Genomic DNA, 18415 nt, shown 5'->3' with positions numbered 1-18415 from the left:
ATTAAGGCGCCTCACACAGGCAGTGCACATAGATGTGGCGCGGATCGTTCCACGTCAGCAGAGCCTCGGCTTCACGCTGCAGGGAGGCGAACAGCGTTGCGAACGCACCCTGCGGGGTCGAACCGCTGTCGGCCGAGACGAACTCGCCGATGCTGCGCATGAGCTGTTCGCGCGGCGAGGCCGCCGGCTCGGGCCACACCACCTCGTAATCCTCCAGCCCGGCGCGGTCTGCCGCAGCCGCGATCGCTCCGTGCAGGCCGCCGAGCGCATCGACCAAACCCAGCTTGTGCGCGGCCTCACCGGTCCACACCCGACCACGCGCAACGCGGTCGACTTCCTCGACGCTCATACCGCGCGCCTCGGCGACCGTCTGCAGGAAGCGGCGGTAGCCGAAGTCGAGCGAACGTTGCATGACCTCAATCGCCTCCGGCGACAGCGGCCGGCGCGGATCGGGCACGCCGGCGAAGGGTCCGGTGGCCACCCCGTCCACGCCCACACCAAGGCGGTCGAGCGGTGCGGACAGATCGGGGAATAGCGCAAAGATGCCGATCGAGCCGGTCAAGGTCAGCGGATGAGCGTGGATCTCGTCCGCGCCGGTAGCGATCCAGTAACCGCCCGACGCAGCGGTAGCGCTCATCGAGGCAATCACCGGCTTGCCGGCGCGGCGGGTCTGTTCGAGCTCACGCCGGATCTGTTCGGACGCCCAGGCGCTGCCGCCCGGGCTGTCGATACGCACCACCAGCGCACTCACCGAAGGGTCATCGCGCACCTCGCGGATCTGGCGCGCGAAGCTGTCACCGCCAATGGTGCCGGCCGTGCCGCTGCCATCCATGATCGCGCCGTGTGCCACCAGCACGGCAACGCGCCCCGGCACTTCGCGTTCGGGCTGACTGGCGAGATAGCGCCCAACGCTGACGGCCGTGCCTTCGCCAAAACGCTGCTCGGACAGCCCGAAACGCTTGGCGAGTTCTGCACGCCATTCGTCAGCGGTGCTCAGCCGGTCGACCAGCCCGGCGTCGAGCGCGGCTTTCGCCGGGCTGCCATCTGCAGCCTCCAGCGCGTCGCCGAAGTAGCGTACCCAGGCGTCAATGGCCGAAGGGCCAAGCTTGCGGCTGGCCGCGATATCGGCGCGCAGCGTGCCCCAGATGTCGGCGAGCAGGTCGCTCGTGTTTTCGCGGCTCTCGGGCGACATGTCGTTGCGCGTGAAGGTCTCAGCGAAGGATTTGTATTCGCCTACGCGAAACACATGCACCTTGATGCCGAGCTTTTCGAGAGCACGACCGAAGTAGTTGGAATAGCTGGCCAGCCCGCGCAGCAGCAGGAAGCCGTCGGGCGACAGGTGCACTTCGTCGGCCACGCTGGCGAGGTAGTACTGCCCCTCGGTGAAACGCTCGCCGCGCGCCAGCACCGGCTTGCCGGCATCGCGGAAAGCGGCAATCTCGGCACGCAGCTCGGACAGACGGGCGATACCGCCACCCGCCAGGTCGTCAGTCTCGATCACCAGTGCGGTGATGCGCTCGTCCTCGCGCGCCGCACGCACGGCGTTCAGCAGATCGCGCAGCGCGGTCTCGCTGGCGATGCCGCTATCCGGGCTGATCAGGTCCAGCGGTGAGCCGCCGCGCGTCTGCTCGACCAGCATGCCGGACGGGCGCAATACCAGCACCGAACCTTCGTCGATGCCGGGAGACGGCTTCCACCACGCGATGGCGATCACCGCCAGCAAGGCGATGAGCACCAGATTGAACAACGCCCGGCGCAGGAAATCGACGCAGCGGAAGAGGAAGCGGAACACCCCGCCAATGAAGCGGAATACGGCCTTGATCACGTCACATGCCTCCCGAACCCGGCTGCCGGATGATCAGCTTCGCCGGAACAACAGATCCCACACACCATGGCCAAGCTTCAGACCGCGGTTCTCGAATTTGGTCACCGGCCGCCACGCAGGGCGCTCGGCAAAGCCCTCGGCGGTATTTGCCAGCAAAGGCTCGGCCGAAAGCACTTCCAGCATCCACTCGGCGTATTCCTGCCAGTCGGTGGCGCAGTGCAGATAGCCACCCGGCTTAAGCCGCGAGGCGATCAGCGCGACGAACTCGGGCTGGATGATGCGCCGCTTGTGGTGACGCTTCTTGTGCCACGGATCGGGGAAATACACATGCACGCCGGCCAGCGCGCCAGGCTGAATCATGTCGCGCAGCACTTCCACCGCATCGTGCTGGCAGATGCGCAGATTGTCGAGGTCCTGCTCGGCAACGAGCTTGCACAGGTTGCCAACGCCGGGGCCATGCACCTCCATCGCCAAAAAGTCCGTCGCGGGGTCGGCAGCGGCAATGCGCGCGGTGGTCTCGCCCATGCCGAAGCCGATCTCGACGACTTTTGGCGCGGCGCGCCCGAACACCTCGTCCAGGTCAACCGGCGCGATGCGATACGGCATGCCGACCTTCGGCAGCATTTCGTCGAGCGCGCGCTGCTGCGCGACCGTCATGCGGCCCTGACGCAGCACAAAGCTGCGAATGCTGCGGCTGGAGAAACGCTCTTCCGGGTTGTCCGGCAGCCGCGCAGGGTATTCGGGTGAATCGTTCATCGGAGAATCCGGCGGTGAATGCAAAAACGGGCCCCACGGGCCCGTCATGGTGTCGTCTGTCGTGATCGGCTCAGGAGCCGATCAGCCCGCTGGTCGGCGAACTCGGATCGGCCGAATACAGCTTGCGCGGCATGCGCCCGGCCAGATACGCCATGCGGCCGGCCTCGATCGCCAGGCCCATGGCGCGCGCCATGGTCACCGGCTGTTTGGCCAACGCAATGGCGGTGTTCATCAGCACGCCGTCGCAGCCCAGCTCCATGGCAATGGCGGCATCCGAAGCCGTGCCGACACCGGCATCGACAATGACCGGCACCTTGCTCTGGTCGATGATCAGCCGCAGGTTCCACGGGTTGAGAATGCCCATGCCCGAGCCGATCAACGAAGCCAGCGGCATGATCGCGGCGCAGCCGATGTCTTCGAGCATGCGCGCCTGGATCGGGTCATCCGAGCAATACACCATTACGTCGAAACCGTCCTTGACCAGCACTTCGGCGGCCTTCAGGGTTTCGGGCATGTTCGGGAACAGCGTCTGCGGATCGCCGAGCACTTCGAGCTTGCACAGCGGATGGCCGTCGAGCAGTTCGCGCGCGAGGCGCAGCGTGCGCACGGCATCGTCGGCCGAGTAGCAGCCGGCCGTGTTCGGCAGGATCGTGAATTTTTCGGGCGGCAGCGCATCGAGCAGATTCGGCTCGTCCGGATTCTGGCCGATGTTGGTGCGGCGGATCGCAACGGTGACGATCTCGGAGCCGCTCGCGTCGATGGCTTCACGCGTTTCGGCGAAGTCCTTGTACTTGCCGGTACCGACAAGCAGGCGCGAGCCATAGGACTTGCCGGCGATGACGAGGGAGTCGTTCATTCTGGAACCTTGAGGAAGATGCGGATGCGACTTGCGGGCGGAAAATCAGCCGCCACCGACGGCGACCACGATCTCGAGCCGATCGCCTGCCGCGAGAATGGTCTCGGCGTGGCGGCCCTTGGGCACGATCTCGCCGTTGCGCTCCACCGCGACGCGCTTGCCCGCCAGCGCACGCTGCTCAAGCAGCGCCAGCACGCTCAGGCCGTCGCGATACTGTTCGGACTTGCCGTTGACGATAAGTTCAGTCATGGAAAGAGGTGTTGCAGGTACTTGAAGAAGCGTGGATTCTAACATGCCGTGAGATGTAGATTGGAGCCCAGTCATTACCGCCCAACCGCCGATTCCTCTGACTGCGACCTTCTTCTGTGCGCCGGGATCGATCAGCCTGGCGATGGTCGGCGCGTGGCTGGAAGCGGGACACCGCGTGTCGGCCTTGGTCGTCGGCCATCCCGATCCCCTCACGCAGGATCATTGGCAGCCCCTTGTTGATCGAGGCATCCGCATCATCGGCACCCCTTATCCGGTGGACTGGGACAGTCTGACGGCCAGGCTCGGTCTGGACGCACAGGCCGCCGACGTCCTGCTGTGCTACGCCTTCATGAACAAGATCCCTCAGGCGCTGCTGAACGCGCATCGTCATGGCGGGCTCAACTTCCATCCGTCGCTGCTGCCGCACTATCACGGCCCGCATCCGATCCGGTGCATGGTGGCGGACGGCACTACCGGCCTTTACGCAGGCGTGTCGCTGCATGTGATGACCGACGAGTACGACCGCGGTGACCTGCTCGCCCAGGCAAGCATGACGCCGGCCGACTTCGGCGATGTGCGGCGTTGCCGCCGGGCGCTCGCATCCCACATCAGCCGGCTGGCCGTCGAAGCCGTGCCGGCGTTCTGTGCGGGGCAACTGGAACCGGTTCCGCAATCCGGCGAGGGCTGCGAAGCACGACAGGTCCCGGAAGAAGTGATCATGTCCGGCAGTACGTGGAGCGCCGCCGACATCCGCGCTGCATGCGTGGTTCTTGCCCGCACGAGTCGGTTGTTTCTGACCACCAAAGATCACCGCGGCGCCATTCAGATCAGCGGCATATGGCGCGAGGTGGCAGACCGAGCCACGGGACAACCCACGTGGATACGATGGCACGCCGTCGAGGCGGACTGCACGGACGGACGCCTCATGCTGTGGCGCAACACCCTGATCGCCCGTCTCGTTCGCCACTGCATGAAGTCACTGCGACGACGCTAGGCGCACGGAAAGAACAAGGCCCGGCGCAAGACATGCGTCGGGCCTTTGGGCGGAACAGCAATTCAGAGCTTCTTGCCGATCTTTCCGCCCAGTTTGGCGCCAAGTTTCGCAACACCGCCACCGACCGCCTTTGCTTGAATGCGGAAACCAATCAGTTTCGATTGATCCAGCGCGATCTTTTCCTTCATTACGAACTCCTTGAAGTTTGGCCCGAGAAGGGTAAGCAATCTTCCCCGCGCGGCATTGAAGAGTCAAATCAAGGTCCCGTCAAAGCCAACGACGCGCTGCTCCTGGCGCCCGCTGAAAGTCGCAAGGGCCAAAAGAAAAGCCCGGAACAAATGTTCCGGGCTCTCTGCGTCACAAGCTGCCGGCGTCAAACCTGCGGCGGCTTGGCCCCGACCTTGGATTGACCGACCTGGGAACCCAGCGCCCCAACTCCACCGCCAACCCTTTTGGGCTGGATGCGGAAACCGAGCAGTCTGGACTGATTCAGTTGCATCTGTTTCATCCTGCGTTCTCCATGACCGAAATGGCCTGGAGCATCTTCCACCCCGTGCCACGATGCGTCAATGGCGCACACCTCAAGGCCGCTTGGCCGGCCTCCACGGCAGTGACCGGATGTAGTTCAGGTCCGCAAGCCGCACACCGATGTCACCACCCGCCGGCAGCGCCCCAAGCGCGGCGAGAATGCGTGCATTGGCGCGCTCGATCAAGGGTGCGCGGGGCATTTCGGGAAAGGGATCATTCTCGTAGGGCACCACGCCCAGGGTCGGGTTGGTGTTGATCTCGTAGATCTGCACCCGGCCATCAACGATGCCGAAATCCGCCCTCCCGAACTCGATGCCGCCCGCCTCGAACGCCGCCATCAGTCCGAAGGGATCGCCCTCGGCACACACGAAATCGCGCTCCTCGGTGCGCAGACGGCGCCAGTGGTCGCTATCGCACACTGCCTCCGGGTTGCCGTACTTGGCCACCCAGCTGTCCTGGCGAATCATGTGGTGATGGACAATCCGGTCGCCGACCCGGTAGGCGGCGTACTTGCGCCACAAACCGTCGTCGCCCGGCGCCCCGCGATACTCGACCACCAGCAGACTGCTCTCCGGCACCCCGCGAGCCCGATATTCGTCGAGCACCGCCTGCAGTTGCGCCATGTCGTTGAGCAAACGGGCATCCGGGCTGTGATGGTCGTTCTCGAAGCGCACGAACACCGGCCAACGTGCCGGCGTGCGCCGTTCCTCCACCCGCAAGGTCTCGAAATCATTGATCCCCGCCTCGTAAAGACGGCGCTGCAGCGCATAGCGTCCTGCCGCGCGCAGTGGATGATTGAGCACAGTCGCACCGGCTTCCTCCAGCCGACCAGCGATCAGCGACACACGCCGACGCTCGGCATCCGTCAGTCGTTCAATGTCGAGGAAAACCCAGGTGCCGCCGTTGATGCTGCGTGCCCGCAGCAAGCGCTCGTAGCTGAGGACGCGATAGCGGAAACCGACCTGCCCGAAGCGGCCCTTGCGCAGGGCTCGCAAGGTGTAGCGGTGATCCCGCGTCGCGACGAAGTGAATCACGCGGTGCGCAGCGACTGCATGTAGGTCAGCGCCTCGGCCATGAGCGCTTGGCCGGTCGTGGTCAGCCGCCCGTACTCACGCACGACTGCGTATCCGTCAAAGAAATTGCGCAAATCAGCGTCACGCGCCTCCCGCGCAAACGCCGCCTCGGACGCGGACAATTCACCCGAATCAAGCAGGCTCGACAGTGCCCAGTGCATGCGAGCCGACACATAGGTCGCGTGATAGATGCCGTCCATCGGTCGCGGGTCGTCGCGCAAGGGCGACGGGTACAGTTCTTCGTCTGCGTTTTCGACCAAGGCTTCGTCAAAACTGAAACCGAACAACAGGCTGTGCGCACTCTCGTGCGCCAGCGCCTCGATCATCGCGATCTCGTCCGTGTGGTGCTCGGCATTGAGAAACAGCGCTCCCCACAACATGTAGCTCGACCCGCCGGCGAACTGGTAGCCCGCACCGGGCTTGCCTGTGACGAAGATCAGGTCGCGCACCAGCGCGCGGAATTCCTGTGCGAGCGCCGGCACGGCCCGTTCGAGGCGCTCGAGCGACGCAAGCGCCAGGCGGCGAGCCTCATCCGCCATCTGCGCTGCAGGCTGCAGAAAGCCGAAGCGCGTCAGCGCGTCGTTGTCCATGAGGCGCTGATAGCGCGCCGCATTGGCCGGCGAGCCCGATTCATCGAGGGTGACAATGCGCAGTCCGGCAGCCGTCAGCGGCTGCTCACGCGTCAGTTCGTCGAGCAGGTCCAGCGCACGGTCGGTTTCCCCATCGATCAAGGCCGACGCAGCTTCGTAATAAAGCCCGAAGGTCGAGGGCGGATACGACACACCAGCTCGCATCCGGCTGATCGTCGCTTCCAGCGCCTGCGTGTCGGCCGACAACTGTTCGCGCAAGGTTTCGGCAAGATAGGCCAGACTGTCGGCAAGCCCGGCGCGCATGCGTGCGTCCATGCTCGCGGCACGGACGCCGTCCGGAAAGAAGTTGGGGCTGACGTCCATTGACGCGATCTCAGAGAAGAAAAGGGCCGGCGAGAGGCCGGCCCTTGGGAAACACCTAGACTTGAGACGGCACGAGCGTCGCGGAAATCGGCTTCGCCCCGACCTTCGCACCAAGCTTCTGTGCTGCGTGCCCTACACTCTTCGGTTGAATACGGAAACCAAGCAGACGCGACTGTTCAAGCATCACATTTTTCATCGGCAAATCCTCATCAAGGTTGGATCGGGACCCCAGCTTGGGCAAGCCCAGGAAAACAGGCCAATTGAATACTAGCCCTGCGCCCTGATCACCACAATCCTCCGGCAGACCCGGTCGGGTTGCGCCTATCATCGCTGCAAGAGCACAAACCGCCACAGACAGACACCTTCCATGGCCCGCATTGTCGTTATCGCACACAAGCATGACCGCCTCCGCCAGTTCAGTCTGCGCGCCATGGGGTTTCGCGGGCGGTATTTGCTGCACGACATCCTGCAGGAATTGCGCCGCCGCGGGCATTCAGTGAAGGTGCAGTACGGTCCGAGTGAGCACGTGCCCCCGGCCGATCTGGCCATCCTGCATGTGGACGCGACCGTCACCCCGAAGGAATACGTCGATTTTGCGCGCCGTTTCCCGCGCTGTCTGAATGTCGCCGCCGCTGACATTTCCAAACGACACATCAGCGAGGCCGTGATCGGACCTGGCGAGGTCTGGGATGGTCCGGTGATCCTGAAATCGAATGCCAACTTCGGGGGGCGCGCAGAGGCACGACTGAATCGTCTGGCGCAACGGAATGGGGACCCGCTCCCCTTTCCCGGCGTGCGCGTCGTGGAGCGCTACGACATCTTCGACAGCCTCAGTGAAGTCCCGCAATCATGCTTCGACGACCCCATGCTGGTGGTCGAGCGCTTCATCCCCGAGCCGGACCCTGCGGGGTACGCCCTGCGCTTCTGGGTGTTCTGCGGCGAAGCTGAACGCTGCAACCGCTTCGTCTCGTCCAGTCCCATTCTGAAAGCCCGCAGCGTCACGAGCTGGGAACCCGTCGAGGTACCGGATGAACTACGCGCATTGCGTCGCAAGCTGGGCTTCGATTACGGCAAGTTCGACTTCGTGGTGCACGACGGAAGGCCGGTGCTGCTCGACGCGAACAAAACGCTGGGCAGGCCGCGCCACATGGACAAGACCTACGCGAGTCAGGTGCAACGCTTTGCTTCTGGGCTCGAGAGCATGCTCGATTCGACCAACGACACGCCGGACAGGACGCCCGCTTCATGACTCCCGATCAGACTCACTCCGCGCCGGGCCAGTGGCCTGCCGTGGCGCTCAACTGGCAATACATCGGTGCGCCTCTGCGGCCGTCAGCTGCGGACTCCGAGCGCTTTGGCAGCGTCATCTCGCAGTGGTGCGAAACGCATCCGGCGCAACCGCCCCGCGGCCTGATTCTCGGCGTGACGCCCGAGCTGTTCGCGTTGGCGTGGCCCGATCCAGCCCTGCTACGCGCCGCAGACCGTACCGAAGCGATGATTGCGCACATATGGCCTGGCCCCCGCAGCGCTGCGCTGGTGAACGACTGGCGTGACATCGCGTTGCCCGATGCTTCGGCCGACATCGTGATGTGCGACGGTGGCCTGCACTTGCTCGACTATCCACGCGGACAGGCCGCGCTGTGCGCCGAACTCGCACGGCTGGTCGGCGCGGGCGGTCTGGTGGCGTTCCGGCTGTTCGTTCCGCCCGCGCGCCGCGAATCGGTGGATGCGGTGCTGGAATCACTGCGCCGCGGCGCCATCCGCGACCTCAACTGCCTGAAGCTCCGACTGGGCACGGCCTTGCAGACTGCGCCGGAACAAGGTGTGGCTCTTGCCGATGTGTGGGCCACCCTGCACGCCGAGGCCGGGTCGGGCTGGAAGGATCTGGCCGCCCGACTGGATTGGCCGCTGGAGCAGTTGCAGGTCATCGACGCCTATCGCGAGTCGGGCGCAAGCTATTACTTCGTTACCACCGAACAGGCCATTGAACAGTTCCGCTGCGCGGGCTTCGAGTGCCTCGCCATCCACGCCCAGACCTACGAAATGGGCGATCAATGCCCGATCGTGGTGTTCCGCAGATGCTGAACGATCCGCTCGCACCGCTGACCCGATTGATCGACGGCTATCAGACCACGGCCGTGCTGCTGGCAGCCGTGCAGCTCGGCCTGATCGACCGTCTGGCTGCAACACGGAGTGACGTGGCGACGCTGGCCGAGAGCCTTGGCGCCGACACCGACCATCTGCATCGGTTGCTCGACGCACTGGTTGCCCTGGGTATCTGCCGACAGGAAGACCTCTCGGCATATGCCCTCACCGAAGCAGGACAGGCACTCACCGCCGGCTCTTCGAGCGGTCTGCGTCAGCGTCTGCAGCTCGCGGCGGGCCACTACGCTCCGGTGTGGGCAATGCTCGCGCAAGGCGTGCAGCAGGGCACGACCGCCTTCGCAGTCCTGCACGGCTGCACCCCGTGGGAGTATCGCGAACGGCACCCCGAGACCGGCGCACTCTTCAATGACTGGCTACGCAACGAAACCGGACGAATATCCGGGGTTCTGGCCCCGACCCTCGATCTAGCGGGCGTCTCGCACGTCGCTGATATCGGCGGCGGCACCGGGGCACTGCTCAAGGCCGTACTCAAGCAATATCCTGCGATTCACGCAACGCTGTTCGATCAACCGCATGTGATCGAACAGGCCGAGGCGCAGTGGCACGCGGAAGGCCTTGCCCCGAGACCTGCCACGCTCGGTGGCGACTTCATGCGTGACATCCCGGTACGGGCCGATGCCTACCTGCTCAAGAGCATCCTGCACGACTGGAGTGACGCCGACTCCCTGCGCATCCTGAGCAACTGCCGAAGCGCCATGCGGCACGGCGAGCGCCTGCTCGTGATCGAGCGCGTGCTGCCCGAGCACCCGGCTGAAGACCCGGCCACCCACCTCATTGATCTGCACATGATGCTGGTCACCAGTGGCCGCGAACGCAAGCTTGCACAGTTCCGCGCGCTGCTCGAATCCGCCGGCTTCGAAGTCGGGGCCGTGCGCCCGACGCCCTGCGCCTTCACCCTGATCGAGGCCGTCCCGCGATGAACACCCCTCGCTTCCGCCGCGCCATCGTCCTGCATGCAGAAGACCAGCCGATGCCCGGCGTGCATGTTCCGGCGCCGAACCAGCGCTACCGCCATCCCCGCCTTCAGCTGGAGGAGCGTGCGCTGAACGCGCTCGACCCCACGCACATCCGGGTCGAAATGCTCTATGCCGGCATCTGCGGCACCGATCTGCATCTGGTCGCACGAGATCCGCACTCCGGCTATGTGCGCACGTCTGCCCCCGCCAGCATCCCGGCTGCCGGGCGGGTCATCGGCCACGAAGGGGTGGGGCGGATCATCGAGGTCGGCAGTGCGGTTCGCACGGCCAAGGCGGGTGACACGGTCGCATTCGCATCCATCGATGCGTGCATGAAATGTCCGACCTGCCTCGCTGGCATGCCCAACCAGTGCCCGCAGGCAAAGTTGCTCGGCATGGAGATGGACGGCATCTTCACCAGCATCGCCGACGTGCCGGCCAATCTCGCCCACGATGTATCGTCCATTGCCACCGATGAAGCGGGCCTGCGCGCAGCCGCCTGCCTGGAACCGGCCGGATGCGCCTTGCTGGCTTGCGAGAATGCCCCCGTGCGGCGCGGCGACCGCGTACTCGTCTTCGGGGGTGGGCCAATCGGGCTGTTTGCAGCAATCGCGGCACGCCAGGTGTACGGTGCGGCACGCGTCGTGCTGGCCGAGCCGATCGAGCATCGTCGGCAATGTGCTGTGCCATGGTGCGATGCGGTGGCCGACCCCGCACAAGTCGACGCGCACATCGCCGACGGCATCGACGTGGTGATCGAATGTTCGGCCTCGCTCGATGTCGTGAACCGCATCTTCCGGCACATTGCGCCGGGCGGCCGGGTGGTGCTGCTCGGGCGCAGCGGCAAGCCGCTGATGCTCGACGCGGTCGACCACATGATCACCAACGCCATCAGCATCCGAGGCTCGCGCGGTCATCTTGGTGGCGCCTTGCCACGTGCCATCGAGCTGCACGGCCGCGGACTGCTTCCGATGGCCGCCGCCATCACTGGCGTGCTGGACTCCATCGACGCGCTGCTCGACACCCTGCAGCGACCCGAAACCTTGGCCTACGCCCACTGCAAGCTGCTCGCGCGGATGACATAGCGAAATTGAGCTGACGTGCAACGATACCGGCCCCAGCCCAGGCCTTGATGCGCCGCTTCAGACCAGACCAAGCTCCTTCGCCCGCTGACTATAGAGGCTCTGGATGACCAGCAGATCACCCTCGCGGGCGCGCCCGAACGCCATTCGCAGGGCCGCATCGTGGTCCCCGGCGACCTCCACCTGCCCGGCGGGCACACCTGCCGTGGTCAGGCCTTCGGCGAGCAAGCGCGGGACTTTCAGCGACTCGCGCCCGCGCAATGACATGGCATCGGTGCAGACGTACTCGTCGAACGCTCCGGCACAGACCGCACTCATGCCGCGAATGTAGTCATCCGGCCGGTCGCCCATGGCCTGCATCAACAACAGCTTGCGCCCGGCGACATCCATCTGCCGGACCAGGCCTGCCAGTTCGCGCATCGTCTCCTGACCATCGCACGCAGTCACCAACAGCTTGTAAGGCAGGTCTTCGCGAAAATTCATGCGCCCCGGATTGGAACGCTCATCGGAGGCGAAGCTACGCAGCGCTCGCTCAATGCAATCGGGCTCGACACCCATGCCGTATGCAACGGCCATCGCGAACAGTGCATTCGACAGCGCCGGAGTGAACAGCCCCCCGAACGAGGCCGGAATGTCGCTGGCCGCAACCGAACACAAGGGTGTACTGCCACGCCGCAACTGCAGTTCGCGACCTTGCTTATCAAAGAAGGCAGCAAGCCCGCCGTGCGCCATATGTGCGCAAAGTTCGGGGCTGTTCGACTGCATGCTCACCAAGCAGATGTGCGACGCCCGGACTTCATCGCGCATCGCCAGACACAGCGGATCATCGGCGTTGAGTACCGCCAGCTTGCGAGCCGCGTGCGCGACCTGCGCCTTGACGTGAGCCATCTGCTCACGTGATGTCACGCCGCCCAGGCCGACGTGGTTGTCGTAGACGTTGAGCACCGCTCCGACATCGCAGCCGTCAAACGCGATGCCGTCGCTCAATAAACCGCCTCGCGCGAGTTCAAAGACGCCTGCCTGCACCCGCCGATCGAGCAACAGACGGCTCGCATAACGGCAGTTCGAGGAATCTCCGAGGCGTGTGGCCCGACCGTTGATGAACGTGCCCTGCGTGGTCGACACCGCCACGCACAGGCCCGACGCCGCCAGAATGTGTTCGACCATGCGACAGGTGGTGGTCTTGCCGACGCTGCCGGTGACGAACGCACTCGGCACGCGCAATGGCAGCGTCCGGCGTTCGCCGCGCGCCCAGGCCGCGTGGATGCGCCTCCATCGGTACTTGAGAATACGCTTGCGCAACCAGTACATACACGCCCTCCATGTTTTGTCGCGGGCGCGAACGCCTGCATACTGCCAACCGCCCCGCGCCATTTCGGCGTCATACGGACATGACTGAGCGCACCGCCAATGAAGCCCGAACCGAAGCTGAGCATACTGCTCGTGAGCTACAACCAGGAACGATTCATAGAGCAATGTGTGCAAGGAATCCTGATCCAGGAGTACCCCTATCCGTTCGAGGTCGTCGTTGCCGATGACTGTTCGACTGACGGCACGCTGGAACCTATCGAACGCATGCTGTCCGCGGCAAGCGTCGACTACCGTGTCTTGCCGACGCCGGAAAATCTCGGCATGGGCGCCAACTACACGCGGGGCTTTGCTGCCTGCCGGGGGGAGTACATCGCCGTGCTGGAGGGCGACGATTACTGGACTTACACCCGCAAACCGGCCGAACACACAGCGTTTCTCGACCTGCATCACGAATGCGTGATGAGCTTCAACCGGGCAATCATCTACCGCGACGAGAGCAAGCGCTTCGAGGTGCGCAGCATTGGTCCGGACGGCCCCTTCGAGTACATCACCACGGCACAGCTTGCTTCAGGTGCCGGCATTGGCAACATGTCGACCTGTGTTTTCCGCACTTCGGCGATCCGCCGTCTGGACGATGAATTCTGGAGCATGAGCACCGCCGACTGGGGCTACGGGCTGGCACTCGGCCGGTTCGGACTGATCGTCCGACTGCCGGGGGCAATGTCGGTGTATCGAGTACACGGGGGCGGGCTGTATAGCGGGCGCTCCAAGGACGAATACCGACGCAGGGCAATGGAACGTCTGCAAACCTGGGACCGCTATCTTGGCTACCACTTCAGCCGCGAGTTCCGGAAGCATCAGCAGATGGCAGGCTGGAGAGGGCTGCGCCGAAACTGGCGCCGCACACTGCGCAGCGCGCTGCAGAGACTGGTCGGTCTGTCCGGACGCAACAAGGCCTGAAGCACGCGCCCGACGCTGTGAAAACACGCGGGGCTCACGTACAATCGGGCGCCTTCGCGGGTGTAGTTCAATGGTAGAACGGCAGCTTCCCAAGCTGCATACGTGGGTTCGATTCCCATCACCCGCTCCACGGCTTTCCCTTCAGGCTCCGCTCCTCGGGCCGATTCGATTTCTCCCTCGCATTGCGCCACGGCCTTCGCTCTGGCTGCGTCACGCGTCGGCCAATGCCCGGCACGCCGCTTGCTGCTGTTTCCGCAGGATCAATCTGTTAGGGAACCTACGCATGAACGCTATCGCCACCACCGCACATTTCATGTGCCATCACGGGCTGCTGCTGACCACCGCCGAGTCGTGCACGGCCGGGCAAATTGCCTCCGACCTTGCCGATGTACCCGGCGCCGGTCACCTGCTCGATTGCGCCTTCGTCGCGTATTCGGAGGAAGCCAAATGCGCGGAGCTTGGCGTGCGGGCGGAAACCATCGAGCGACACGGCCTCACCAGCGAAGAAGTCGCGCATGAGATGGCACTGGGTGCGCTGCGCCGTAGTCGCGCCAATGTCGCCGTAGCCAATACCGGTGTGGCGGATAACGGCGGCAACGGCACGCCGCCCGGTACGCAGTGCTACGCCTGGGCCTTCGCTATTGAAGGCGAAACGCCGGATGACCCAAAGGTGTTCACCGAAACCCGGCGCTTCGACGGCGACCGCAAGGCAGTGCGGCAGGCCAGCGCCGCCTACGCGCTGTCCCGCATCAGGCACTACCACGCCCGGGCGACCGAACGCTCAGGATGAATCGCCGGAACCTCGCGGCTTGACCGGCTTGCGGTTGGGTGTAACGGCCGGCGGATCGCTGGCCGGAAAGCTCTCTTCCATGGCTTCGTCGAGGAGGTCTTCCTCATGAAGCTCTTCGGGCTTGTGTCGATCCGTTTCGGTGGCCGGTGGCTTCGGCTTCTTGCTCGTCTGTTTCTGCATGTGCGTCTCCTTGTCGTCAGCAGTTGACTGCGTTTCCTGCTCCCTTCGGTGCTCACCTTGCTCCATGAGCTGCAATACCGACAGCACGATCCATCCCAGCAGACAGGCTGCCAGGGCAGTGCCAAAGCGGCCGAGCCCAGCCGCAATACCGGTCACGGAAGTCATCCAGATGCCGGCGGCGGTGGTCAGGCCACGAATGTCGCTCGCCGCGTGGCGCTTGAGGATGGCGCCGGCGCCCAGAAAGCCGATGCCGGTCACCAGCCCCTGGATCACGCGTGACATCCCGTCCGGACCAAGCTCTACCTCGACTGCCACGATGACAGCCAAGCCCGAGCCGGCGGCCACCAGCATGTGGGTGCGCAAACCGGCGGCCTTGCCCTTGCGCTCGCGCTCATAGCCGATGATCGCCCCGCAGGCCAGGGCAAAACCCAGCCGCAGCAATGAACGCGCCAGTTCCCGTGTGTCACCGAAACCCGCCAGAAGTTCTGCAGTAAGAAAGTCCATGACGGCGCTTCAGGACGCTTCGCCAGCGCCAAGCGCGGCACCGGCGGGCTCGGCTTCCCGCGCATGGCGGGCCAGCGCGCGTAGGCAGAACGCCACGCTTCCCGCGAAGGCTTCGTCGAAGGCCGGAAAGGCGCCGCTGACGGCCACCACAATGCCATCCAGGCACACTCCGCCGCGCAACAGTGAGTCGCCCCTGCACAGGCGATGCGGCTGACTGGCATGCACGAGGTCGCCGTCCAGGCCAGTGCGCCAGCTCAGCTTTGCCTTGGCGCGGGCAAAGGCGGCGTAATCGGCGTCCCAGCGGCTGGGGTCGCCGACGGCATGTTCATACAGCACGGCCTCGTCAAAGCTGCACTCTCCGGGCAGCCGGGTAGGGTCCATGATGACGAGATAGAGGAATCCGCTGCCCACCACCTCGCGGTCGGCTCGCGCCTGTTCCAGCATCGGCGCGGCCAGCGCAATGGCCTGCCGGGCGGCGTCGGGGGTGAGGTAGTAGCTGCCGTCGGATGATGGGTTCTGCATGGCGGGTTCTCCTATGGGCGGGTTGGGTCGGAAAGGGGTGCGCTGACCGGCGGCGCGGCGCCACGGCGGCCCAGCACGCCAGCCACGGCAGCCGCCAGTTCGTCGGTCTGCACCGGCTTGGCCAGATGCATCTGGAAGCCGGCGAGCAGCGCGCGCATGCGGTGCTCGCTGCGGTCGTGGGCGCCGACCGCGATGGCCGGCAGGCGTTCGTCGAGGGCGAAATCCTGCTCGGCTTCATAACGCCGGAGCTGCGCAATGACGTCGTAGCCGTCTTCCTCGCCGAGCGCGACGTCGCAGATCATGGCGTCCGGCCAATCGGTGCGTGGCTGCCCGAACAGCCAACGCAGAGCCTCGGCGCCGGAGGCGCAGGCGTGCGATAGCGCGCCATGGCGATGCAGCGCGGTTTCCACCTGATCGCGCGCTGCAGGGTTGTCGTCCACCACCAGCACGCAGGCGCCGGAAATGGACGCCACCGGTCGCGGGGCGGCGGCCTCGCCCTCCACCGTGGGCACCTCGGCCAGCACCTGCGACGGGAACGACACCAAGGTTTCCACCATAGTCCCGGCCAGGCTGCGCTGCTCGTAGCGCCCGCCCTGATCTTCCACCGCGGCGCGCAGTTCGTCGGGCTGCAGCCCGCGCGGGTCGGGCTCGGGCAGCACCGCGGCTTCGTGGCGAAAGCTCACGCGCAGCCACTCGCCTGCTCTATCGATGCGCCATTCCACACGCCCGCCCGGCGGGCTCGCCGCCACCGCATGCGCCACCAGCGTCCACATCACCTGCTGCAGACGCCCCGGGTCTCCGGTGATGCGCGTCGAATCGGCCGCGATGGTGCTGTAGAAGCCAACGCCGCGCTCGCCGATCTCCTCGCTCAGGGTATCGATGACGCCGGCCAGCAAGGCCAGCAGGTTGAGCTGCTGCAGCGCCATGTCGCGCTCGGTGCGCTCGACCTCCTGTTGCTGGCGCTGCAGACGCCATAGCTGGGCATACAGGCCGTCGTCGTGGAGCAGGCGCTGGTGCGTGCCGCGCTCGACGATGCGGCCGTGTTCGAGCACCAGAATCTCGTCGGCGTCGACGATGGTGGACAGCCGGTGCGCGATGATCAGCGTCGTGCGGCTGCGGGCGAGACGATCCAGCTCCTCCTGGATGGCGCGCTCCGAGCGGGTGTCCAGCGCCGAGGTGGCCTCGTCGAAGACCATCACCGGCGGGTTCTTGAGAATCGCGCGGGCAATCGCGATGCGCTGCTTTTCGCCACCGGACAGGATCACGCCGCGCTCGCCCACCTCGGTGTCGTACTGCTCGGGCAGGCTGGCGATGAACTCGTGCACATGCGCCGCTCGCGCCGCTTCGATGACTTCCGCCTGCGACGCACCCTGGCGACCGTAGGCAATGTTGTAGGCGATGGTGTCGTTGAACAGGATGGTGTCCTGCGGCACGATGCCGACGGCCGCGCGCAGGCTGTGCTGCGAGATGTTGCGGATGTCGACGCCGTCGATCGTGATGCGCCCGCCGCCGACCTCATAGAAGCGGAACAGCAGCCGGGCCAGCGTGGACTTGCCCGAGCCGCTGCCGCCGACCACCGCCACGGTGGCCCCCGGCGGGATCGTGAAGCTCACGTCCCACAGGATCTGGCGGCTCGGTTCGTAGGCAAAATCAACGTGCTCGAAGCGCACCTCGCCTTGTGTTGCCGCCAGATCGGGGGCCGCCGGGCTGTCTTCGATCTCGGGCTTCTCGTCGAGCAGGCGCAGCATCTTCTCGGCGTTCACGACCGCATCGCGCGCCTGACGGAAGACGAAACCGAGCGAATTGAGCGGCAGACAGATCTGGATCAGATAGGCGTTGACCAGCACCAGATCGCCTACCGACATGGTGCCGTCCAGCACGTTGCGGGTCGCGAGCAGCATCACCGCCGCGACTCCCACCGCAATCAGCCCGCTCTGCCCGACATGCAAGCGCGACAGCACCTTCTGGTTCTTCACGCCGACCTCGATCCACTGGTCGAGAATGGTGCTGAAGCTGCGCCGCTCAAAACCCTCGTTGGTGTAGTACTTCACCGTCTCGTGGTTGAGCAAACTGTCGACCAGGCGACCGTTGGCGGTGGAATCGAGCTCGTTCAAGGCGCGCTGATAAAGCGCCCGCTTCTCGGTGAACACCACGGTGAAGCCGGCATACAACACGAAGGTCGCCAGAATGATGGCCGTGAACCAGTTGCTGTAGCCGATGCTCAGGATGGCGATGACGGCCGTGATCTCGACCAGCGTCGGCAGGATCGTGAACAGGCCGACCCCGAGCAGAAAGCCGATGCCGGCGGTGCCCCGCTCGACGTCGCGGGTAACGCCGCCCATGCGGCGGCGGGCGTGAAAGCGCGCGCTGAGGCGATGCAGGTGGGCGAACACCTGCATCAGGAAGTCGGAAACCGTGCTTTGCGTGACGCGCACGAAGACAACGTCCCGCACCTCGCTGAAGAAGGTGCCGAGAAAGCGCAGCACGGCGTAGCCCAGCACCAGAACGACCGGCAGCACCAGCGACGCGGGGACGCCATCGAGCTGGTCGATGATGCCCTTGAGCGCCAGCGGCACTGCCACGGCCGCAAGCTTGGCAAGGATGACCAGCGCCAGCGCCGTCAGCGTACGGCTGCGATAGCGCGTCAGCGCCGAGCGCAGCAGGCGGAAGACGAAGGCGGTGGTCGAGGAGGTAGCGACTGTAGCCATGG

The 18415-nt window shown here is 65.2% G+C and carries 19 protein-coding genes and 1 tRNA gene; 8 read left to right on the top strand and 12 right to left on the bottom strand.

The window, feature by feature from the left end:
* Position 1 precedes the first annotated feature (1 nt).
* The 4 genes from sppA to thiS all read right to left on the bottom strand — a co-directional run bounded on the left by sppA (position 2) and on the right by thiS (position 3686).
* Positions 2–1825, bottom strand: coding sequence for a signal peptide peptidase SppA (gene sppA / locus AC6H0N_RS05935; protein ID WP_497573143.1), 1824 nt, complete (start codon positions 1823–1825; stop codon positions 2–4).
* 33 nt (positions 1826–1858) lie between these two features.
* Positions 1859–2581, bottom strand: coding sequence for a tRNA (guanosine(46)-N7)-methyltransferase TrmB (trmB, locus tag AC6H0N_RS05930; protein WP_497573142.1), 723 nt, complete (start codon positions 2579–2581; stop codon positions 1859–1861).
* A 70-nt stretch (positions 2582–2651) separates the two neighbouring features.
* On the bottom strand, positions 2652–3437 hold the full coding sequence (locus AC6H0N_RS05925; protein ID WP_497573141.1) for a thiazole synthase: 786 nt from the start codon (positions 3435–3437) through the stop codon (positions 2652–2654).
* A 45-nt stretch (positions 3438–3482) separates the two neighbouring features.
* Entirely contained in the window at positions 3483–3686 is a 204-nt protein-coding gene (gene thiS, locus AC6H0N_RS05920) for a sulfur carrier protein ThiS (protein WP_497573140.1), read from the bottom strand.
* 175 nt (positions 3687–3861) lie between these two features.
* Between thiS and AC6H0N_RS05915 the strand changes: the two genes are divergently transcribed.
* Entirely contained in the window at positions 3862–4680 is an 819-nt protein-coding gene (locus AC6H0N_RS05915; RefSeq protein WP_497573139.1) for a formyltransferase family protein, read from the top strand.
* 62 nt (positions 4681–4742) lie between these two features.
* Here AC6H0N_RS05915 and AC6H0N_RS05910 read toward each other — a convergent pair whose 3' ends face one another.
* From AC6H0N_RS05910 to AC6H0N_RS05895, 4 genes are all read right to left on the bottom strand, one after another.
* Positions 4743–4868, bottom strand: a complete 126-nt coding sequence (locus AC6H0N_RS05910) for a hypothetical protein (protein WP_497573138.1) — start codon at positions 4866–4868, stop codon at positions 4743–4745.
* Positions 4869–5053: 185 nt separating this feature from the next.
* Positions 5054–5179 (bottom strand): hypothetical protein, encoded by a 126-nt coding sequence (locus AC6H0N_RS05905; protein ID WP_497573137.1) that lies wholly within the window; start codon positions 5177–5179, stop codon positions 5054–5056.
* 82 nt (positions 5180–5261) lie between these two features.
* Positions 5262–6242, bottom strand: a complete 981-nt coding sequence (locus tag AC6H0N_RS05900) for a hypothetical protein (RefSeq protein WP_497573136.1) — start codon at positions 6240–6242, stop codon at positions 5262–5264.
* The gene (locus tag AC6H0N_RS05895; RefSeq protein ID WP_497573135.1) at positions 6239–7234 is read right to left on the bottom strand and encodes an aKG-HExxH-type peptide beta-hydroxylase; all 996 of its coding nucleotides are present in this window, start codon (positions 7232–7234) and stop codon (positions 6239–6241) included. Before AC6H0N_RS05895 ends, AC6H0N_RS05900 begins: the two co-directional genes overlap by 4 nt.
* Positions 7235–7601: 367 nt before the next feature.
* Between AC6H0N_RS05895 and AC6H0N_RS05890 the strand changes: the two genes are divergently transcribed.
* From AC6H0N_RS05890 to AC6H0N_RS05875, 4 genes are read left to right on the top strand one after another with little or no spacing between them, the layout of a single operon-like run.
* Positions 7602–8483 (top strand): ATP-grasp domain-containing protein, encoded by an 882-nt coding sequence (locus AC6H0N_RS05890; RefSeq protein WP_497573134.1) that lies wholly within the window; start codon positions 7602–7604, stop codon positions 8481–8483.
* The gene (locus AC6H0N_RS05885) at positions 8480–9319 is read left to right on the top strand and encodes a class I SAM-dependent methyltransferase (RefSeq protein WP_497573133.1); all 840 of its coding nucleotides are present in this window, start codon (positions 8480–8482) and stop codon (positions 9317–9319) included. Before AC6H0N_RS05890 ends, AC6H0N_RS05885 begins: the two co-directional genes overlap by 4 nt.
* A complete protein-coding gene (locus AC6H0N_RS05880; RefSeq protein ID WP_497573132.1) occupies positions 9289–10320 on the top strand; it encodes a methyltransferase in 1032 nt (343 codons plus the stop codon). Before AC6H0N_RS05885 ends, AC6H0N_RS05880 begins: the two co-directional genes overlap by 31 nt.
* On the top strand, positions 10317–11441 hold the full coding sequence (locus AC6H0N_RS05875) for a zinc-dependent alcohol dehydrogenase (protein ID WP_497573131.1): 1125 nt from the start codon (positions 10317–10319) through the stop codon (positions 11439–11441). The genes AC6H0N_RS05880 and AC6H0N_RS05875 overlap by 4 nt, the downstream gene beginning before the upstream one ends.
* Before the next feature lie 57 nt (positions 11442–11498).
* Here the strand turns inward: AC6H0N_RS05875 and AC6H0N_RS05870 are convergent, their stop codons facing one another.
* Entirely contained in the window at positions 11499–12923 is a 1425-nt protein-coding gene (locus AC6H0N_RS05870) for a Mur ligase family protein (protein ID WP_497573130.1), read from the bottom strand.
* On the opposite strand from AC6H0N_RS05870, the gene AC6H0N_RS05865 reads away from it, so the two are divergent.
* From AC6H0N_RS05865 to AC6H0N_RS05855, 3 genes are all read left to right on the top strand, one after another.
* Positions 12918–13709, top strand: coding sequence for a glycosyltransferase family 2 protein (locus AC6H0N_RS05865; RefSeq protein WP_497573129.1), 792 nt, complete (start codon positions 12918–12920; stop codon positions 13707–13709). The two genes, AC6H0N_RS05870 and AC6H0N_RS05865, sit on opposite strands and share 6 nt — an antisense overlap.
* Positions 13710–13765: 56 nt before the next feature.
* Positions 13766–13839: transfer RNA gene (locus tag AC6H0N_RS05860), tRNA-Gly, on the top strand.
* Positions 13840–13992: 153 nt separating this feature from the next.
* Positions 13993–14499 (top strand): CinA family protein, encoded by a 507-nt coding sequence (locus tag AC6H0N_RS05855; RefSeq protein WP_497573128.1) that lies wholly within the window; start codon positions 13993–13995, stop codon positions 14497–14499.
* Here AC6H0N_RS05855 and AC6H0N_RS05850 read toward each other — a convergent pair.
* The 3 genes from AC6H0N_RS05850 to AC6H0N_RS05840 are packed head-to-tail and all read right to left on the bottom strand — an operon-like array spanning position 14491 to position 18413.
* Positions 14491–15183, bottom strand: coding sequence for an MgtC/SapB family protein (locus tag AC6H0N_RS05850; RefSeq protein WP_497573127.1), 693 nt, complete (start codon positions 15181–15183; stop codon positions 14491–14493). The genes AC6H0N_RS05855 and AC6H0N_RS05850 overlap by 9 nt on opposite strands.
* 9 nt (positions 15184–15192) lie before the next feature.
* The gene (locus AC6H0N_RS05845; RefSeq protein ID WP_497573126.1) at positions 15193–15705 is read right to left on the bottom strand and encodes a hypothetical protein; all 513 of its coding nucleotides are present in this window, start codon (positions 15703–15705) and stop codon (positions 15193–15195) included.
* 11 nt (positions 15706–15716) lie between these two features.
* Positions 15717–18413 (bottom strand): ABC transporter transmembrane domain-containing protein, encoded by a 2697-nt coding sequence (locus AC6H0N_RS05840; RefSeq protein WP_497573125.1) that lies wholly within the window; start codon positions 18411–18413, stop codon positions 15717–15719.
* Positions 18414–18415 lie beyond the last annotated feature (2 nt).

The organism is Pseudazoarcus sp. NS34, from assembly GCF_059703725.1.
The sequence above is the reverse complement of the archived record's forward strand: the minus strand, read 5'-3'. Positions and strand labels throughout refer to the sequence as shown.